Genomic DNA, 16,349 nt, shown 5'->3' with positions numbered 1-16,349 from the left:
TGCGTCGTTCCGTCGCACCTGTGTCGGCGCACCTGTCGTCGGCGCACCGATCGGCGCGGATGCTCAGCCGTCGATGCGGCAGTGCGTGGTGAGCTCGCCGATGCCGTCGATCCCGACGGTCACCGTCGAGCGGTCGCGCAGGAAGATCTGCGGGTCACGGGAGTAGCCGGCGCCGCCGGGGCTGCCGGTGGAGATCAGGGTGCCCGGCAGCAGGGTGGCCGACTGCGACAGGTGCGAGACGAGGGTGGCCACCGACCGGATCATCTGTCCGGTCGAGGCATCCTGCACGGTCTGCCCGTCCACGACCGCCCAGATGTGGAGGTCCTGCGGATCGTCGATCTCATCGGCGGTGACCACGAACGGCCCGGTCGGGGTGAAGCCGTCGAACGACTTGCAGCGCGACCACTGGGCCTCGGAGAACTGGATGTCGCGCGCGGTGATGTCGTTGATGACGGTGTAACCCCACACGTGCGACAGGGCGTCGGCCTCGCTCACGTCGCGGGCGGGCTCGCCGATGATGACGCCCAGCTCGGCCTCGTAGTCGACGGACTCGCTGAGTGAGCGCGGCCACGTCGTGGTGGCCTCGTGGGCGGTGAGCGAGTTGGGCCACAGCACGAACACGGTGGGCGCCTTGTCGGCTTTGAGGCCCAGCTCGCTCGAGTGGGCGGCGTAGTTAAGGCCGATCGCGAGGATCACCGGCGGCCGGCGCACCGCCGAAGCGAACCCCAGCGGGGCCAGCGGCATCCACCCGTCCGCATCCGCCGCGGCATCCCGCACGCGCTCGAGCAGCGCCGCGCCGCCGTCGATGAGGGGCTGCAGCTCGTGGGGGGCGCCGTCGAACAGCCCGGCTACGGGGAGGGCCGCGTCGCCGTCGACGATCACCAGCTGCGGGTCGGGTGCGTCGGCGGTGACGACATGGGCGAAGCGCATGGCTCCAGGCTACCCGGGCGGCCCGCTACGCTGACCGGCATGACGTTCCCGTCGCCGCTCGCCCAGCCCGAGCACGGTGCGGGGGCGCCGGTTCCGCCCTCGGCGGGCGTGCCGGCGGTGCCGGTGCCGGCGCGCCGCGGCCGCCGTGCGCCGCTGTGGCTGTTCGCCCCGCTGGCCGTGCTGCTGGCCGCCCTGGCCGCGTACCTGCTCACCTTCCTCGGGGCCGAGGCCGCCGCCGTCGGCATGGTGCTGGCCCTCGTCCCGCTTGCAGCGGTGCTGCTGGCCATCCGCGTGGTCGACCGGTGGGAGCCCGAACCGCGCAGCCTCATCGTGTTCGCCGTGGCGTGGGGCGCGGTCGCTGCGGTGGCGCTGTCGCTGCTGATCGACGCGGCCGTCGCGGTGCTGGCCGGCGACATCGGCGCCGCCTCCGCGGTGGTGCAGGCGCCGATCGTGGAGGAGCTCGCCAAGGGCGTCGGCGTGCTCATCGTCTTCGTCGTGGGGCGCCGGGCGTTCGACGGCCCCGTCGACGGCGTCGTCTACGGCGCGCTGGTGGGGGCGGGGTTCGCCTTCACCGAGAACATCCTCTACTTCGCCACGAGCCTCATCGAGGGCGGCGCGGCCGAAGCGACCATGACCTTCTTCCTGCGCGGGCTGCTCTCGCCGTTCGCGCACGTGATGTTCACCGCCGTCACCGGTTTCGCGCTGGGCATCGCGGCGCGCCGGGGCGCGCGGGGGAGCATCGCGGTCGCGTTCGCGTGGGGGCTGGCCGGCGCGATGCTGCTTCACGGTCTGTGGAACGCGTCGGCGGTCTACGGCGACTTCTTCGCCCTGTACGTGACCCTGCAGGTGCCCCTCTTCCTCGTCTTCGCGGTGGGGGTGCTGGCGCTGCGCCGCGAGGAGATGCGCCTCACCCGCACGCACCTGAACGCCTACGCCGCGGCGGGATGGTTCAGCCCCGCCGAAGTCGACATGCTCGCCACCCGCGGCGGCCGGGCGCGCGCCATGGCGTGGGCGCGCTCGGCCGCGCCCGAGCGCGCCGCCGCCATGCGGGGCTTCATCGCCGACGCGACGGGGCTCGCCGCGGCGCGGCAGCGGGCGGTGTCGGGTCGCGACCCCGAGGCCGCCGAGGAGGAGCGGGTCTACCTGCAGCGCGCTGTGGCCGCGCGAGCGGCGCTGGTCGGGTGACCCGCCCGGCGGCGGCCGAGGCCCTGACACAGCTCAGCGCCCGGGGCCGCGGCGATGCCTGCGAGTCCTCCGGGCGCTGAGTTGATCTGAGTCCATGGTGCCCACGGCCGCAGGTGCTGTCAAGGCCCCATCGGGCACCCTCCCGTGCTTGGATGGAACCATGAGCGACAACCGCACAAAGCCCGAGTTCGACGCCCCCACCGGCCCGGCGCCCGCCGACCTCGTCATCCGCGACATCATCGTGGGCGACGGATCCGAGGCCAAGCCCGGCGACACCGTCACGGTCCACTACGCCGGTGTCGAGTACGACTCCGGCGAGGAGTTCGACTCCTCGTGGGGTCGTGGCGAGAGCATCCAGTTCCCCCTGCGCGGCCTCATCCAGGGTTGGCAGGACGGCATCCCCGGCATGAAGGTCGGCGGCCGCCGCGAGCTGGTCATCCCGCCGCACCTGGCCTACGGCCCCGCCGGCGGCCACTTCCTCGGGGGCAAGACCCTCGTCTTCATCATCGACCTGCTGAAGGTCGGCTGACCGACCGCGCACGCGAAGGGCGGATGCTGCACGGCATCCGCCCTTCGTCGTCTGCCGCGCAGGTCATCGGGGATTCTTTTTCATTCTGGGGAATACATTCAGGTGGGACGTGTTGGATGGATGCAGACACTTTCCCCCTCACGAAGGAATGACAGCATGACCGACACCACCACCATCGACGTCCCCGGCTACAAGGCGGGCACCTGGGTGCTCGACCCCTCGCACAGCGAGGTCACCTTCTCGGTGCGCCACATGATGATCTCGAAGGTGCGCGGCGGCTTCGGGCTCAAGAGCGCCACCATCGAGGCTCCCGAGAACCCCCTCGAGGCCAAGGTCACCGCGTCGGTCGACGTCGCCTCGGTCGACACCAAGGACGAGGGCCGCGACAACCACCTGCGTTCGGCCGACTTCTTCGACGCCGAGCAGCACCCGACCCTCGATTTCGTCTCCAACGGCGTGCGCTTCGAGGGCGGCGACTACCTCGTCGACGGCGACCTCACCATCCGCGGCATCACCAAGCCGGTGACCTTCGAGGTCGAGTTCGGCGGCTTCGGCACCGACCCGTGGGGCAACTACAAGGCCGGCGCGACGGCGACCACCGTCGTCAACCGCGAAGACTTCGGCCTCACCTGGAACGCCGCCCTCGAGACCGGCGGCGTGCTGGTCGGCAAGGACGTCACCATCACGCTCGACCTGCAGGGCGCCCTCCAGGCCTGATCCTGCGCCTCGTGCGATGAGGGGGCCGGATGCCGATGGCATCCGGCCCCCTTCGTCATGCCTGCGGGCGGGTCGCCTGCGGCGGCAGCCAGGCGGGGTTATCAGGGCTCGGGGTGCAGGGCGTCGTAGGTGCGGAACCGGGGGTGCAGGCGCACCAGCACCGCGACGAGCCCCACGATGACCAGGCCGCCCAGCAGCGGCGGGAACCACAGGGCCGTGAAGGTCGCCAGCGTGCCGGCGTAGAGCGCGCCCACGCGCGGGCCGCCGGCGACGACCACGATGAAGATGCCCTGCAGCCGGCCGCGCACCGCGTCGGGCACCGCCGCCTGCACCATGGTGTTGCGGTAGATCGAGCTGACGTTGTCGGCGGCGCCGGTGACGGCCAGGAACAGTCCGGCCACGGCGATGAGGACGAGGTTCGGGGTGTGCTCGTCGACGGTGGCGGGCGCGAACAGGCCGAAGGCGGCGGCCAGCAGCGTGGCGCCGAAGGCGGCCATCGCGGCGCCGTACACCTGGATGGCGCGCTGGATCCCGAGGCCCTGGTGGCGCACCCGCCCCACCGGCCCCGAGAAGACGCTCGAGACGAACGCGCCGACGGCGATGGCGGCGGTGAGCACGCCCGTCGTGATCGGCCCGCCGCCCAGCAGCACGGCGCCGATCGCGGGGAACAGGCTCAGCGGCTGCCCGAAGGTCATCGCGATGATGTCGAGCACGAACTGCAGCCGGATGTTCTTCGCGCGCCGCAGGAACCGCATCCCGTCGCGCAGCGACTCCAGTCCCGGCCGCACCACCGCACCCTCCGGGCGGATGGCGGGAAGGGTCAGCAGGCCGAGGAACATCGCCGACATGAGCGCGACGTCGATCGTGTAGGTCCAGGCGTAGCCCGTGAAGGCCACCAGCACACCGGCCAGGGCGGGCCCGGCCATCACCATGATCCCCACCGTGATGCCGTTGAGCGCCGAGGCGGCCGGCAGCAGGTCGCGGGGGATGAGGCGCGGCACGATCGACTGCCGCGCGGCCATGACGATCGAGTTGGCCGACGAGTTCACCACGCTGAGCACGTACAGCCACCAGACCGTCTCCCACGCGTTCCAGGCGAGCACGGCCAGCAGCAGGGTGGAGCAGAACGTGACGGTCGCCGCGACCAGGGCCACACGGCGCCGGTCGAACGCGTCGGCGAGCATGCCGCCCCACAGCCCCGCGATCACCATCGGCACGAGCCCGGCGACGGCGATCATCGACACGGCGAACGTGTCGCCGGTCAGCTCGAACATGTGGAGCATGATCGCCACGATCGTCAGCTGGCCGCCGAGGCCCGCGAGGGTCGATCCGATCCACATGCGCGCGAACGCGGGGCTGGCCGTGAGCGGTCGCAGGTCGATCAGATGGTCGCGCCGCAGCCGCGGCATCCGCAGTCGTCCGGACGGGGGAGGATCGACGGGTGCGGACACCCGTCCCAGGGTAGCGGCGGGCGGACTCCGCGGCGTCGCGCGGGGCATCCCGCGACTGGTAGACTCTTCAGGTTGCCGTTGGATCGGCCGCGGATAAAGAGAGCCCACGTATCAGGCGTCGGGCGCCGCGCAACAAAGAGGAAGGGGATCACCTATGGCACTGGAAGCAGACGTCAAGAAGGCGATCATCGAAGAGTACGCGACGCACCCCGGTGACACCGGATCCCCCGAGGTGCAGGTCGCGATGCTGACGCAGCGCATCAAGGACCTCACCGAGCACCTCAAGGAGCACAAGCACGACCACCACTCGCGTCGTGGTCTGTTCCTGCTCGTCGGTCAGCGCCGCCGCCTGCTGGGTTACCTGCAGGACATCGACATCAACCGTTACCGCTCGCTCATCGAGCGTCTCGGTCTGCGTCGATAACGCAGCCTCGCTTCCCAGCGTTCAATCGCGCGGAACATTCTTGGAGAGCCGCCCCACGGTGTGGGGCGGCTCTCGCTTTCGGTCCGGGCGCCCCGGCGCCGCCCGCGTCCGCGAGAGAACACCTCACCGCCGAGAGAACGGGCGCCGACCGTTCCCTCGGCCGTCCGTTGTTCTCTCGCCGCGAGGGCGACGCGCCGGCGCGGCGCGTCCGGGCCCACGGGCCGACCAGGCGGGCAGGCGGATGCCGTCAGCGCGGGGCGCGGGCGGCGACGAGGTCGGCGTGCCAGCGCTCGGCGACGTCGGGGTGGGCGCGCAGCCGTGACTTCAGCGCGTTCTCGCCGTAGCGGGCGTGGATGGGGTTGCCCGGGTCCTGGGTCACCCCGCGCGCCTGCGCGGCGAGCTCGGCGGGCAGGTCGATCAGCGGCAGGCTCGTGTCCAGCGCGGGGTTGAAGAAGAAGGGCACCGAGATGCGGTCTTCGGGCAGGCGCGGCGACACGACGCGGTGGTTGGTGGCGATCAGGTAGCCGCCGGTGGCGTACTCGAGCATCTCGCCGATGTTCACGACGAAGGCGCCCGGCACGGGCGCGGCGTCGACCCAGCCGTCGGCGCGCTCGACCTGCAGCCCGCCCTTGCCCGGCTCCACCCACAGCAGCGTCAGCACGCCCGAGTCCTTGTGCGCGCCGACGCCCTGCTGGGGCGTGGGCTGGTCGGTGCCGGGGTAGCGCACGATCTTCAGCAGCGTCGACGGCTCACCGAAGTGCTCGTCGAAGTACGACTCGGCGGCGCCGAGGGCCAGCGCCCAGGCGCGCAGCAGCCGGCGGGCCACGCCGATGAGGCGGTCCTGCCATTCGTCGGCGACCTCGCGCAGCTCGGGCTGGGCGGCCGGCCACAGGTTCGGTCCGATGAGGCGCGCATAGTCGGGGGCGTCGCTGTCGGTGACCACCGGTCGCTCGGGGCCGATGTCGATCTGCTCGCGCCAGTCGACCTCTCCCTGCGTGCGCTCGCCGCCCACGCGCGTGTAGCCGCGGAACTGCGGGCTGTTGACGTTCTCGATGGCGAGCTTGTCGGCTTCGGGGAGGGCGAAGAAGTCGCGTGCCGCACGGTGCAGCCGGGCCTCGAGCTCGGGGGTGATCCCGGTGCCGGTCAGGTAGAAGAACCCGACCTCATGGGTGGCCCGCCGCAGGTCGGCGCGGAAGCGTTCGGCCGCGGCCGGCCCCTGGTCGAGCTGAGACAGGTCGAGCACGGGAAGGGTGAGGTCGCTCATGCTCCCGACGGTAGGCGCGGTGCGCGGGCCGTGGGCGATTGTTGCCGAGCGTTACTCGGATGCCGGGCCCGGGCCGCGGTCCCGCGGTGCGCGCGGCGGCTCGGTGCTGCGCCTCGAGCCGGTGGGGTCGCTGCGGCGCCCCTCACGCCCGGCGAGGCCGGCATCGGCGAACAGCCAGCGGGGCCTCGGCTCGACGAGCGGACGGAACACCCGCCGCACCGGCGAGGTGGCCAGTGCGAGGGCGATCAGCACCGACACCGCGATCACCGACGGCAGCCACAGCCAGGTCGGCTCGGCGTGCCGCAGCAGACCGTTCTCCCGGAACGGGTACAGCACGAACGAGTGCAGCAGGTAGACGTACATCGTGTACTGCCCGAAGTGGGTCCACCAGTACGACCCGCGCGGCACGAGGGCGAAGAACGCGGCCGACAGCAGCAGGGCCACCGCCATCAGCGCCAGCCGCACCGCCCCCGACCACCACGGGCCGCCCAGGTCGCTGTAGCTGGCGTCGTAGAACAGCCACTCCCGCAGGTTCACGTCGCGCCAGATGTCGACGAAGAACCACGCCGCCCAGCCGGCGACGGCGAACAGCGCCACCGCGCCCAACCGCACCGACAGGCGCCGCCGCCGCAGCAGGTCGAGCCGCTCGAGCACCTTGTGGTGGGCCAGCCACCAGCCGAGGGTGAAGAAGGGGAGCAGTCCCAGGGTGCGCGACAGCGACAGCGTCGAGTCGATGTTCTCCCAGTACCCCACGAGCACCGAGATGAGCACCGTCCACGCCACCGGCCACCGCAGCAGGGCGAGGTAGGGCAGCACCAGCCGGAAGATGGCCAGCGCGAGCAGGAACCACAGCGTCCACGACGGCTGGGTGAAGTTGGGGGTCGCCTGCCCCTCGACGAGCCACTTCGTCAGCGTCCACAGTCCCTCGAAGATGAGGTACGGCAGCACGATGTCGGTGATCACACGCGCCATCCGGGTGCGGGTGGGGGAGTCCGACTTCGAGAAGTAGCCCGAGATGAGCGCGAAGGCGGGCATGTGGAACGCGTAGACCAGGATGTACAGGCCCAGCGCGAAGTCGGAGTCGTAGGTCAGCCGCTGGACGGCGTGCCCGAGCACCACCAGCGCGATGCAGGCGAAGCGGGCGTTGTCCCACAGCGGCACCCGACGCCGCTTGGGGGCCGTGGAGACCGGACCGGTGCGGGGCGGGGTGGGCGTGCTCATGCTGCAGGCCACCCTACCGGCGGGCGCGCACCGCGACGCCATGGGGCGGATGCCGACGGCCGCGCGCGCCGACGGCATCCGCCCCCGTGGGTGTGCCGGTCAGACGCCCGGACGGTTCATGTCGGGGATCGTGATGGGCGTCGTCAGCCCCGACTGGCCGCGGTTGAGGAAGGCCATCGCGATCGCCCGCAGCAGCTGGTCGAAGATGTAGAAGCTGACCGGTGCGATCGGCAGCAGTCCCTCGCGGAACTTGATGTAGAGCGGCCAGCCGTTGCGGATGGTCGCCTTCGACACCGGGTCGCGGCGCAGGCCCAGCCAGTCGCCGATCTGATCGCCCAGCTGGTAGCGCACGAACTCGTTGAGGAAGCCGCGGGTGACCCCGAGGTCGACCTGCGCGGTGAGCCCGAGCAGCACTTCGGCCAGCTCCTGCCCCTCGGGGGTCCAGGTGAGCTTCGGGGTGAGGATCTGCGCCGACTGCGCGTGGGCGGCGTCCCACGTGGCGGGGATGTACTCGTCGCGCACCCCCAGCATGTGCAGGGCGACCTGCCACGAGTGCAGGAACGCATCCTGGTCGGCGGCCGACATCGGCACGCCCCACTCCTTGAGCTTCTTGTGCGCGAAGGTGCCGGTGGAGTGGAAGGTCACCAGGATGTCGTGGTTGGAGATCGGGATCGTCTCGTCGGCCACCGCCTTCCAGTACGGCGACTGCGGCAGGAAGTGCCGCACGGCCGAGTGCACCATGCGCGTCTTGTTCGAGGTGACGAGGAACTGGCCGTTCGGCTCGAACGCGTTGATGTCGCTGAGGTCGTAGCCGAACGAGAACGTCTTCGCGGCGCGGTCCTGCATGTCGGCGCCGCCCTTCGACCAGTACACCGACTTCGCCTCGCGGGGGATGACGGTGCTCATGATGCCGCCGCCGATGCCGTAGATCATGAAGAGGTAGGTGTCTTTGCGGCGGTTGAAGTCGGCGGCGCGGCGCAGCTTCGCCCGGTCGGCCCACGCGGGCAGCGCGACCGCCCCCTGCAGGAAGCTCGCCAGCTCGGGCGGCAGTCCCGTCGGCAGTGGGTCGCTGTTGTCGACCCAGGGGAGGATGGCGGCGTTGACCGCGGGCACCTGCCCGTTCTGGATCACGGATGCCATGATCGCGTCGATCTGGTCGTCCCAGACCCACTGCGGGTCCACGGTCGAGCCGCCGCCGAGGGCGGCGGCAGCCGGCCCGAGCACGGACTGGGATCCGGACCACGACCACGCCGTGCTGGTCTGCGTCGCTCCGGCGAGCCCGAGGGCGGCGCCCAGAGTGAGCACTCCGCGTCTGGTGAGTTCGGCCACGTTGCCACCTGCTTCCTGTGCGGGGCGGACGGACGCGGCGCTCATCCTCGAGGCGCGTCCGGGGGAGTCCGCCCGGTGATGTGTGTGATTGCCCGTTAACATAGAGCGACCTTCAGGCGTGCACAAGGGCTGTCGTCGAACTGCGTAGTTAACGTTGATTCACCGGGGGCGGTCGTGGGCGCAGGCTGGGCGTCACGGCATCCGGATGCGGCGGGAATATCCTGAGCGCGCCGACGTTCCATCGAGTACATTCATTTGAATAGACAACGGATTCGGGAGAGCGGAAGAGACCGTGAGCGAGAACACCACCTGGCCGGGGATGCAGTTCGGCATCTTCACCGTCAGCGACATCACGCAGGACCCCACGACGGGTCACACGCCCAGCGAGGCCGAGCGCATCCGCGCCTCGGTGGAGATCGCCGTGCACGCCGAAGAGGTCGGACTCGACGTCTTCGCCCTCGGAGAGCACCACAACCCGCCGTTCTGGTCGAGCTCGCCGACGACCACCCTCGCCTACATCGCCGCGCGCACCGAGCGCCTGGTGCTGTCGACGGCGACGACCCTCATCACCACGAACGACCCGGTGAAGATCGCCGAGGACTTCGCGATGCTGCAGCACGTCTCGGAGGGCCGCACCGACATCATGCTCGGCCGCGGCAACACCGGTCCGGTCTACCCGTGGTTCGGCAAGGACATCCGCCAGGGGCTGCCGCTGGCGATCGAGAACTACGCCCTGCTGCACAAGCTGTGGCGCGAAGACGTCGTGGACTGGGAGGGCAAGTTCCGCACGCCCCTGCAGGGCTTCACCTCCACCCCGCGTCCCCTCGACGGCGTCGCGCCGTTCGTGTGGCACGGGTCGATCCGCACCCCCGAGATCGCCGAGCAGGCCGCCTACTACGGTGACGGCTTCTTCGCCAACAACATCTTCTGGCCCGCCGAGCACTACCAGCGCCTCATCGCGCTGTACCGCCAGCGGTGGGAGCACTACGGCCACGGCGCGCCCGAGACGGCGATCGTCGGCCTCGGCGGACAGGCGTTCATGGCGAAGAACTCGCAGGATGCCGTCGCGCAGTTCCGCCCCTACTTCGACAACGCCCCCGTCTACGGTCACGGCCCCGCGCTCGAGGACTTCAGCGAGATGACGCCGCTGACCGTCGGCTCGCCGCAGCAGGTCATCGACCGCTACGCCGGCATGCGCGAGCTCTTCGGCGACTACCAGCGCCAGCTGTTCCTCATGGACCACGCCGGCCTGCCGCTGAAGACGGTGCTCGAGCAGCTCGACTTCCTGGGCGGCGAGGTGGTGCCGGTGCTGCGGAAGGAATTCGCGAAGGATCGCCCCGCCACCGTGCCCGACGCGCCCACCCACGCCGGACTCGTGCGCGCCGCTTACGGCGACGGACCCGCCCGCCAAGCCACTCCGCGCGCCAACCGCGGCGACAACCTGTCGGGCCCCTCGCCCTACCAGGACGCCCCGGTCGCCGCCGGCGCCGCGTTCGGTCTGGGCGGTGCGCGATGACCGCCCGTCGCATCGCCGTCATCTCGGCGGGCCTGTCCAACCCGTCGTCGACCCGGATGCTGGCCGACCGCCTCGCCGCGGCGACGGTGGCGCACCTGGCCGAGCAGGGCATCACGGCATCCGTCGACACGATCGAGCTGCGCGACCTCGCGCACGACATCACCAACAACCTGCTGACCGGGTTCGCGCCGCCCGCGCTCGAGACCGCGATCAACACGGTGGTCTCGGCCGACGCGCTCATCGCGGTGACGCCGATCTTCTCGACGAGCTACTCGGGCCTGTTCAAGTCGTTCATCGACGTGCTCGACCCCGACGCGCTCACCGGGATGCCGGTGCTGATCGGCGCGAACGCCGGCACCGCCCGGCATTCGCTGGCGATCGACTACGCGATCCGCCCGCTGTTCGCCTACCTGCACGCCGAGGCCGTCTCGACCGGCGTCTTCGCGGCATCCGCGGACTGGGGCGCCCACGCCGACGAGGTCGCACCGCTCTCTTCGCGCGTCGAGCGCGGCGCGCGCGAGCTCGCCGAGGCGGTCGCCCGCCGGGAGCCCGCCGGCAGCACCGACCCGTTCGACCCCGCCAACTATCTCGGCGAGGGCCGCTCGTTCGGCCACCTGCTCGGCGGTCTCGCCGGCGAGTGACCCCCGCGGCGCGCCCCCGCTCGGCGCCCCCGCAGGGGGCGGTCAGGCGAGGGCGCGCTGCAGGGCGTCGGCGGCGCCGACGAGGGCCAGGTGCGACAGCGCCTGCGGGGTGTTGCCGGCGTGACGTCGGTGCTGGGTGTCGTACTCCTCGCTGAGCAGTCCCACGTCGTTGGCCAGGGCGCACACGCGGTCGAGCAGCTCGCGGGCGTCGCCGGTGCGGCCTGAGGCGGCGTACTGCTCCACGAGCCACAGCGAGCACGCCAGGAACGGGTTCTCCGTCCCCTCCAGCCCGTCCACCCCGGATGCCGTGCGGTAGCGGTGCACGAGACCGTCGCGGATCAGGGTGCGCTCGACGGCGGCCACCGTGGCGAGCATGCGCGGGTCGTCGGGCGCGCAGAAGCCCACACGGGGGATGAGCAGCAGCGCGGCATCCACCTCGTCAGAGCCGTAGGACTGGGTGAAATGCCCGCCGGCCCCCACGCCCTGCGCGTCGATCTCGGCGCGCAGGCGTTCGCGCACCTGCTCCCACAGCTCCACCGGGCCCCCGAGCCCGCTCTCGCGCACCGCACGCACACCGCGGTCGAACGCGGCCCACATCATCACGCGCGAGTGCGTGAACAGGCGCGGTTCGCCGCGGATCTCCCAGATGCCCTGGTCGGGTTCGTCGATGCGCTCCAGCGCATGGGTCAGCAGCGCGCGCTCGAGCGGCCACGAGAAGTCCGACTCCTTCAGCCCGGCATCCCGCGCCGCGTGCAGGGCCACCAGCACCTCGCCGATGACGTCGGCCTGGTACTGCCCGGCCGCGCCGTTGCCCACCCGCACGGGTGCGGCGCCGCGGTAGCCGGGCAGGCTCGTCAGCTCGCGCTCGAACAGGTCGCGCTCGCCGCCCACGCCGTAGACGATCTGCATCTGCGACGGGTCGCCGGCGATCGCGCGCAGCAGCCAGCTGCGCCAGTGGTCGGCCACGTGCAGGAACCCGTGCGCGACGAGCGCCTGCAGGGTGAGGGCGGCGTCGCGCAGCCAGACGAACCGGTAGTCCCAGTTGCGGGAGCCGCCGAACTGCTCCGGCAGCGACGTGGTCGCCGCCGCGACGATCCCGCCGGTGTCGCGGTGGGTGAGCGCCCGCAGCACCAGCAGCGAGCGCACCACCTCCGCGCGGTGCACCTCGCGGGTCTGGATGCGGTCGGCCCACCGCTGCCACCACCGTGCGGTGTGCCCGGCGGCGTGGTCGACATCGAGCGGCGCCGGCGGCTCGTGGTGCGACGGGTACCAGGTGAGCACGGCATCCGAGGTCTCGCCCGCGGCCACGGTCACCTCGCCGGCGTGCGCGTGGTCGACGGGGTCGAGGGCGACGCCGCGCAGCACCAGCGCGTCAGGGCCGGCGATGGCGATGAGCTCGCGCGCGGCGCCGCCGCGGTGCTGGCGCACCCACGGCACGGCACGGGCGTAGTCGAACCGCATCCGCAGCCGGTGGGTGAAGGTCACGGTGCCCGAGACGCCGACCACCCGGCGCACGAGATCGACGCGCGCTTCGGCGGCCGGATGCCGTTCGGTGACCGGCAGCAGGTCGTGCACCTCGGCCACGCCGGTCGCGGTGGTCCACCGGGTCACGAGGGTGAAGGTGTCGCGGTCGTAGGCGCGCGTCGCGGTGGCGGCGGCGTCGGTCGGTCGCAGCTGCCACGAGCCCTGCTCCTCGGTGCCCAGCAGTGCGCCGAACACCGAGGGGGAGTCGAAGCGCGGCACGCACAGCCAGTCGATCGACCCGCTGCGCGACACCAGCGCGGCCGTGCGGCAGTCGCTCAGCAGCGCGTAGTCCTGGATGTCGGCGGGACCGCCGGCACCGACAGCGGTGGGGGCGGGGGCATCGTCGACAGGGGCCACGAGGCGATTGTCGCAGGCTGCGGCCGGGGAGGGCGGCTATCGTGGCCGCCATGGCCGAACCCACGACGCTGCTCATCATCGGAGCCAGCGGAGACCTCACCTCCCGCCTGCTCCTGCCCGCCCTCGGCGAGCTGCTGCGCGGGCAGCCCGATCGCCGCGTGCACGTGGTGGGGGCGGGGCGCACCGCGCTCAGCGACACGCAGTGGCGGGGCCGGGTGCGCACCGCCTTCCGGGCCGCGGACGCCGACGAGGCGCTCGGCGCGGTCGTGTCGACGCCGTTCATCGTCGGCGATGCGGGCACCGCGAAGGGCCTGCGGGCCATCATCGACCAGGTGCCCGAGGGGCGCCTCGTGCTGTACTTCGCGGTGCCGCCCGCCGTCGCGGCATCCGCCTGCGCGGCGCTGCGGCCCGCCGACCTCCCCGACGGCACGATCCTCGCCCTCGAGAAGCCGTTCGGCGACGACGAGGACAGCGCACGCGAGCTCAACGCGGTCGTGCGCGCTCTGCTGCCCGAGTCGCAGGTGTTCCGCGTCGACCACTTCCTCGGCCGGTCGACGGTGCTGAACGTGCTCGGGGTGCGCTTCGCCAACCGGCTGTTCGAGCCGGTGTGGTCGGCCGAGCACGTCGCATCCGTCGACATCCGCTTCGACGAGACGCTCGGGCTCGAGGGCCGCGCCGACTACTACGACCACGCCGGCGCGATGATCGACATGATCCAGAGCCACCTGCTGCAGGTGCTGGCCGTCGTGGCGATGGAGCCGCCCGCCACCCTCGGCGACGCCGACGTGCGCGACGCCACCGCCGCGGTGCTGCGCGCCACCCGCATCTGGGACGACAACCCGGTGCGCTCCTCGCATCGCGCCCGCTACACCGCCGGCACCGCGGGCGGCCAAGACCTGCCCTCCTACGTCGACGAGCCCGGGGTGGATCCGTCGCGGCAGACCGAGACCCTCGCGCAGATCACCTGCGAGGTGCGCACCGCGCGCTGGGCGGGCGTGCCCTTCACGCTGCGCTCGGGCAAGGCCCTCGGCGACCCGGTGACGGCCATCGAGGTGCGTCTGCGCCCGGTGCGGCATCTGCCGGTCGGCTTCACCGCGGCGACGGCGGGCGCGGATGCCGGTGCGGTGCTGCGCTTCTCGCTCGGCCCCGACCGGCTCGACGTCGAGATCGACGTCAACGGCGGCGACGACCCGTTCGCGCTGCACCGTGCGACCCTCGGCGCCGACCTCGGACTGGGCGCGCAGCGCTCGTACGTCGAGGTGCTGGCGGCGATGCTCGACGGGGATGCGACGCTGTCGGTGCGCGGCGACGCGGCCGAGCTGTGCTGGCGCATCATCCAGCCGGTGCGCGACGCCTGGGCCCGTGGCGACGTGCCGCTCGAGGAGTACCCCGCCGGCTCCGCCGGCCCCGACGGCTGGGGCCCCGCGCCCCGCTGACCCGCCCCCCGGGTCCCGTGGGCCCCTGCGCTGGGTGCCCCTGTGCCGCTGGCCCCTGCGCCGAGTGCACGACGTAGCGCCGAGAACACGGCATCCGTCGCCGTCAGAGCCCGTGCGCTCGGCGGCAAACCGTGCACTCGGCGACGAGCGCGAGCGAGCGGCAGCCGACAGCGCAGAACGGGCGCTGCGGATGCCGCACCCCGCCGCCTGTGACCCCTCACCCTGCGCCGAGTGCACGACGTAGCGCCGAGAACACGGCATCCGTCGCCGGCAGAGGCCGTGCGCTCGGCGGCAAGGCGTGCACTCGGCGAACAGCGCGCGCGAGCGAGCGCCCGCACCCACCCCCCGGGCTCAGCCCCGCGCGGGGGCCAGGCGGTGGGCGTGCACGAGGTCGGCGAACACGGCGAACGGGGCGGCGGCCAGGGTGGCGGGGGTGCCCTCGGCCTCGGGGTGCCACTGCACCGCGACGACGGGGAGCGTCTCGTGCTCGACGGCCTCGATCACGCCGTCGGCGGCGACGGCCACGGCCACCAGCCCCGTGCCGAGGCGCCCGATGGCCTGGTGGTGGCCGGAGGCGACGTCGGGGCGGATGCCGGTCTCGGCGGCCAGTCGCGAGTCGGGGGTGACGTCGACCGGATGCCAGGTCCACTCCAGGCCCCCGCAGCCGTCGGAGCCGGGGGTGTGGCGCACGGCCGAGGCGGGCAGGTCTTCGACGAGGGTGCCGCCGCAGGCGACGTTGAGCACCTGCAGTCCGCGGCAGACGCCGAGCACCGGGATGCCGGCGGCGAGCGCGGCCACGGCGATGCCGAGGTCGAGGTCGTCCTGGGCGGGGTTGACGTCGTAGCAGGGGGCGGCCGCGTCGCCGCCGTAGCGGGCGGGGTCGATGTCGCCGCCGCCGGGGAGCACGACGCCGTCGAAGCCGGTGAGGTCGACGCCGCGCACCACGACGACGTCGAGGTCTTCGGTGCGCACCAGCGCGGCGACGTCGTCGAAGATCGCGTTGGCCAGTCCCACGCGGGCATCGGCGCCCTCGGCCTCGGACAGGCGGGCGGGCATGGCGATGCGGGGGAGTGCGGGCATGGTCTCTATTCTGGGGTCCGCCGCCGCGCCCACTGCCCGACGGCGAGGTCGATCCCCACTCCCAGCAGGAGTGCCACGGCGACCGAGACCACCACGGCCGCGAGCGGCGCCTCCGGCAGCAGCGCCCCCACCGCCGCGCCGACGACCGCCTGATAGGCCGCCCAGGCGCCGGCGGCGATCGCGCACACGGTGAGGTAGCGCGGCGCCGGCACCCGCGTGGCGCCGGCGGTGAGGTTCACGGCCAGGCGCGCGAACGGCACGAACCGGGCGGTGAAGACGACGGTCGCGGTGCCGCGGTCGAGGCGCCCGGCCGCCCAGGCCAGCGCGGCCCGCACCCGTCGCGCCCGCATCCATCGCCAGCGGTCGAGTCCGATGCGCCGACCGATCGTGTAGCAGAGCGCATCGCCGGTGAAGGCGGCGACGGCGGCGACGGCGATGACGGCCGGCAGCGGCGGCGACCCGGTGGTCACCGCCAGCGACCCCAGCGCGCTGACGGCGATCTCTCCCGGGACCACGACGATCACGGCATCCAGCAGCACCAGGGCGAACATCACCGCGAGGGTCCACCCACCGCCGGCCACGGCGTCGATCAGCTCTGCGGTCACACCGCATCGGTACCAGCCGACGGTGAACGGGCGAGGAACGGCGACCGACAGGCGACCGCCCGGTGATGCGCGGGGGAGGATCGCGTGAACACTCGGCGACAGGGGCCCCGCGCGCCCTCCGCGCCGGGCGCGCGCCGCCA

At 72.5% G+C, this 16,349-nt stretch carries 15 protein-coding genes; 7 read left to right on the top strand and 8 right to left on the bottom strand.

What is annotated here, in order from left to right:
* Positions 1–63: 63 nt before the first annotated feature.
* Positions 64–930, bottom strand: a complete 867-nt coding sequence (locus N3K63_RS14730) for a fumarylacetoacetate hydrolase family protein (RefSeq protein ID WP_261580959.1) — start codon at positions 928–930, stop codon at positions 64–66.
* Between the two features lie 39 nt (positions 931–969).
* Between N3K63_RS14730 and N3K63_RS14725 the strand changes: the two genes are divergently transcribed.
* From N3K63_RS14725 to N3K63_RS14715, 3 genes are all read left to right on the top strand, one after another.
* A complete protein-coding gene (locus N3K63_RS14725) occupies positions 970–2,115 on the top strand; it encodes a PrsW family intramembrane metalloprotease (protein ID WP_261580958.1) in 1,146 nt (381 codons plus the stop codon).
* A 160-nt stretch (positions 2,116–2,275) separates the two neighbouring features.
* The gene (locus N3K63_RS14720) at positions 2,276–2,644 is read left to right on the top strand and encodes an FKBP-type peptidyl-prolyl cis-trans isomerase (protein ID WP_261580957.1); all 369 of its coding nucleotides are present in this window, start codon (positions 2,276–2,278) and stop codon (positions 2,642–2,644) included.
* 156 nt (positions 2,645–2,800) lie between these two features.
* Positions 2,801–3,361, top strand: a complete 561-nt coding sequence (locus N3K63_RS14715) for a YceI family protein (protein WP_261580956.1) — start codon at positions 2,801–2,803, stop codon at positions 3,359–3,361.
* Positions 3,362–3,462: 101 nt separating this feature from the next.
* On the opposite strand, the gene N3K63_RS14710 is transcribed toward N3K63_RS14715, so the two are convergent.
* On the bottom strand, positions 3,463–4,770 hold the full coding sequence (locus tag N3K63_RS14710; RefSeq protein WP_261581029.1) for an MFS transporter: 1,308 nt from the start codon (positions 4,768–4,770) through the stop codon (positions 3,463–3,465).
* 196 nt (positions 4,771–4,966) lie between these two features.
* Here N3K63_RS14710 and rpsO point away from each other — a divergent pair, with 196 nt between their 5' ends.
* Positions 4,967–5,236, top strand: coding sequence for a 30S ribosomal protein S15 (gene rpsO, locus N3K63_RS14705; RefSeq protein WP_005048780.1), 270 nt, complete (start codon positions 4,967–4,969; stop codon positions 5,234–5,236).
* Between the two features lie 247 nt (positions 5,237–5,483).
* Here the strand turns inward: rpsO and N3K63_RS14700 are convergent, their stop codons facing one another.
* The 3 genes from N3K63_RS14700 to N3K63_RS14690 all read right to left on the bottom strand — a co-directional run bounded on the left by N3K63_RS14700 (position 5,484) and on the right by N3K63_RS14690 (position 9,050).
* Positions 5,484–6,500, bottom strand: coding sequence for an isopenicillin N synthase family dioxygenase (locus tag N3K63_RS14700; protein WP_261580955.1), 1,017 nt, complete (start codon positions 6,498–6,500; stop codon positions 5,484–5,486).
* Positions 6,501–6,551: 51 nt separating this feature from the next.
* Complete coding sequence (locus N3K63_RS14695) at positions 6,552–7,721, bottom strand: acyltransferase family protein (RefSeq protein ID WP_261580954.1); 1,170 nt, start codon at positions 7,719–7,721, stop codon at positions 6,552–6,554.
* A 99-nt stretch (positions 7,722–7,820) separates the two neighbouring features.
* Positions 7,821–9,050 carry an oxygenase MpaB family protein gene (locus N3K63_RS14690; RefSeq protein WP_261580953.1) on the bottom strand — a complete coding sequence of 410 codons (1,230 nt, stop codon included), beginning with the start codon at positions 9,048–9,050 and terminating at the stop codon, positions 7,821–7,823.
* 319 nt (positions 9,051–9,369) lie between these two features.
* On the opposite strand from N3K63_RS14690, the gene N3K63_RS14685 reads away from it, so the two are divergent.
* Complete coding sequence (locus N3K63_RS14685) at positions 9,370–10,566, top strand: LLM class flavin-dependent oxidoreductase (RefSeq protein WP_261581028.1); 1,197 nt, start codon at positions 9,370–9,372, stop codon at positions 10,564–10,566.
* Positions 10,563–11,207, top strand: coding sequence for an FMN reductase (locus N3K63_RS14680; protein WP_261580952.1), 645 nt, complete (start codon positions 10,563–10,565; stop codon positions 11,205–11,207). The genes N3K63_RS14685 and N3K63_RS14680 overlap by 4 nt, the downstream gene beginning before the upstream one ends.
* 42 nt (positions 11,208–11,249) lie before the next feature.
* On the opposite strand, the gene N3K63_RS14675 is transcribed toward N3K63_RS14680, so the two are convergent.
* A complete protein-coding gene (locus tag N3K63_RS14675) occupies positions 11,250–13,088 on the bottom strand; it encodes a glycoside hydrolase family 15 protein (RefSeq protein WP_261580951.1) in 1,839 nt (612 codons plus the stop codon).
* 50 nt (positions 13,089–13,138) lie between these two features.
* Between N3K63_RS14675 and N3K63_RS14670 the strand changes: the two genes are divergently transcribed.
* Positions 13,139–14,524, top strand: coding sequence for a glucose-6-phosphate dehydrogenase (locus N3K63_RS14670; RefSeq protein WP_261580950.1), 1,386 nt, complete (start codon positions 13,139–13,141; stop codon positions 14,522–14,524).
* 351 nt (positions 14,525–14,875) lie between these two features.
* Here the strand turns inward: N3K63_RS14670 and N3K63_RS14665 are convergent, their stop codons facing one another.
* Complete coding sequence (locus N3K63_RS14665; RefSeq protein WP_261580949.1) at positions 14,876–15,604, bottom strand: gamma-glutamyl-gamma-aminobutyrate hydrolase family protein; 729 nt, start codon at positions 15,602–15,604, stop codon at positions 14,876–14,878.
* 5 nt (positions 15,605–15,609) lie between these two features.
* Positions 15,610–16,209: a DedA family protein gene (locus N3K63_RS14660; RefSeq protein WP_261580948.1), complete on the bottom strand. Its 600-nt coding sequence runs from the start codon at positions 16,207–16,209 to the stop codon at positions 15,610–15,612.
* Positions 16,210–16,349: the final 140 nt, after the last annotated feature.

Source organism: Microbacterium festucae (assembly GCF_025421715.1).
GTDB classification, from domain to species: Bacteria; Actinomycetota; Actinomycetes; order Actinomycetales; family Microbacteriaceae; genus Microbacterium; species Microbacterium festucae.
Note: the sequence above shows the minus strand (reverse complement) of the source record. Positions and strands in the feature narration are given on the sequence as shown.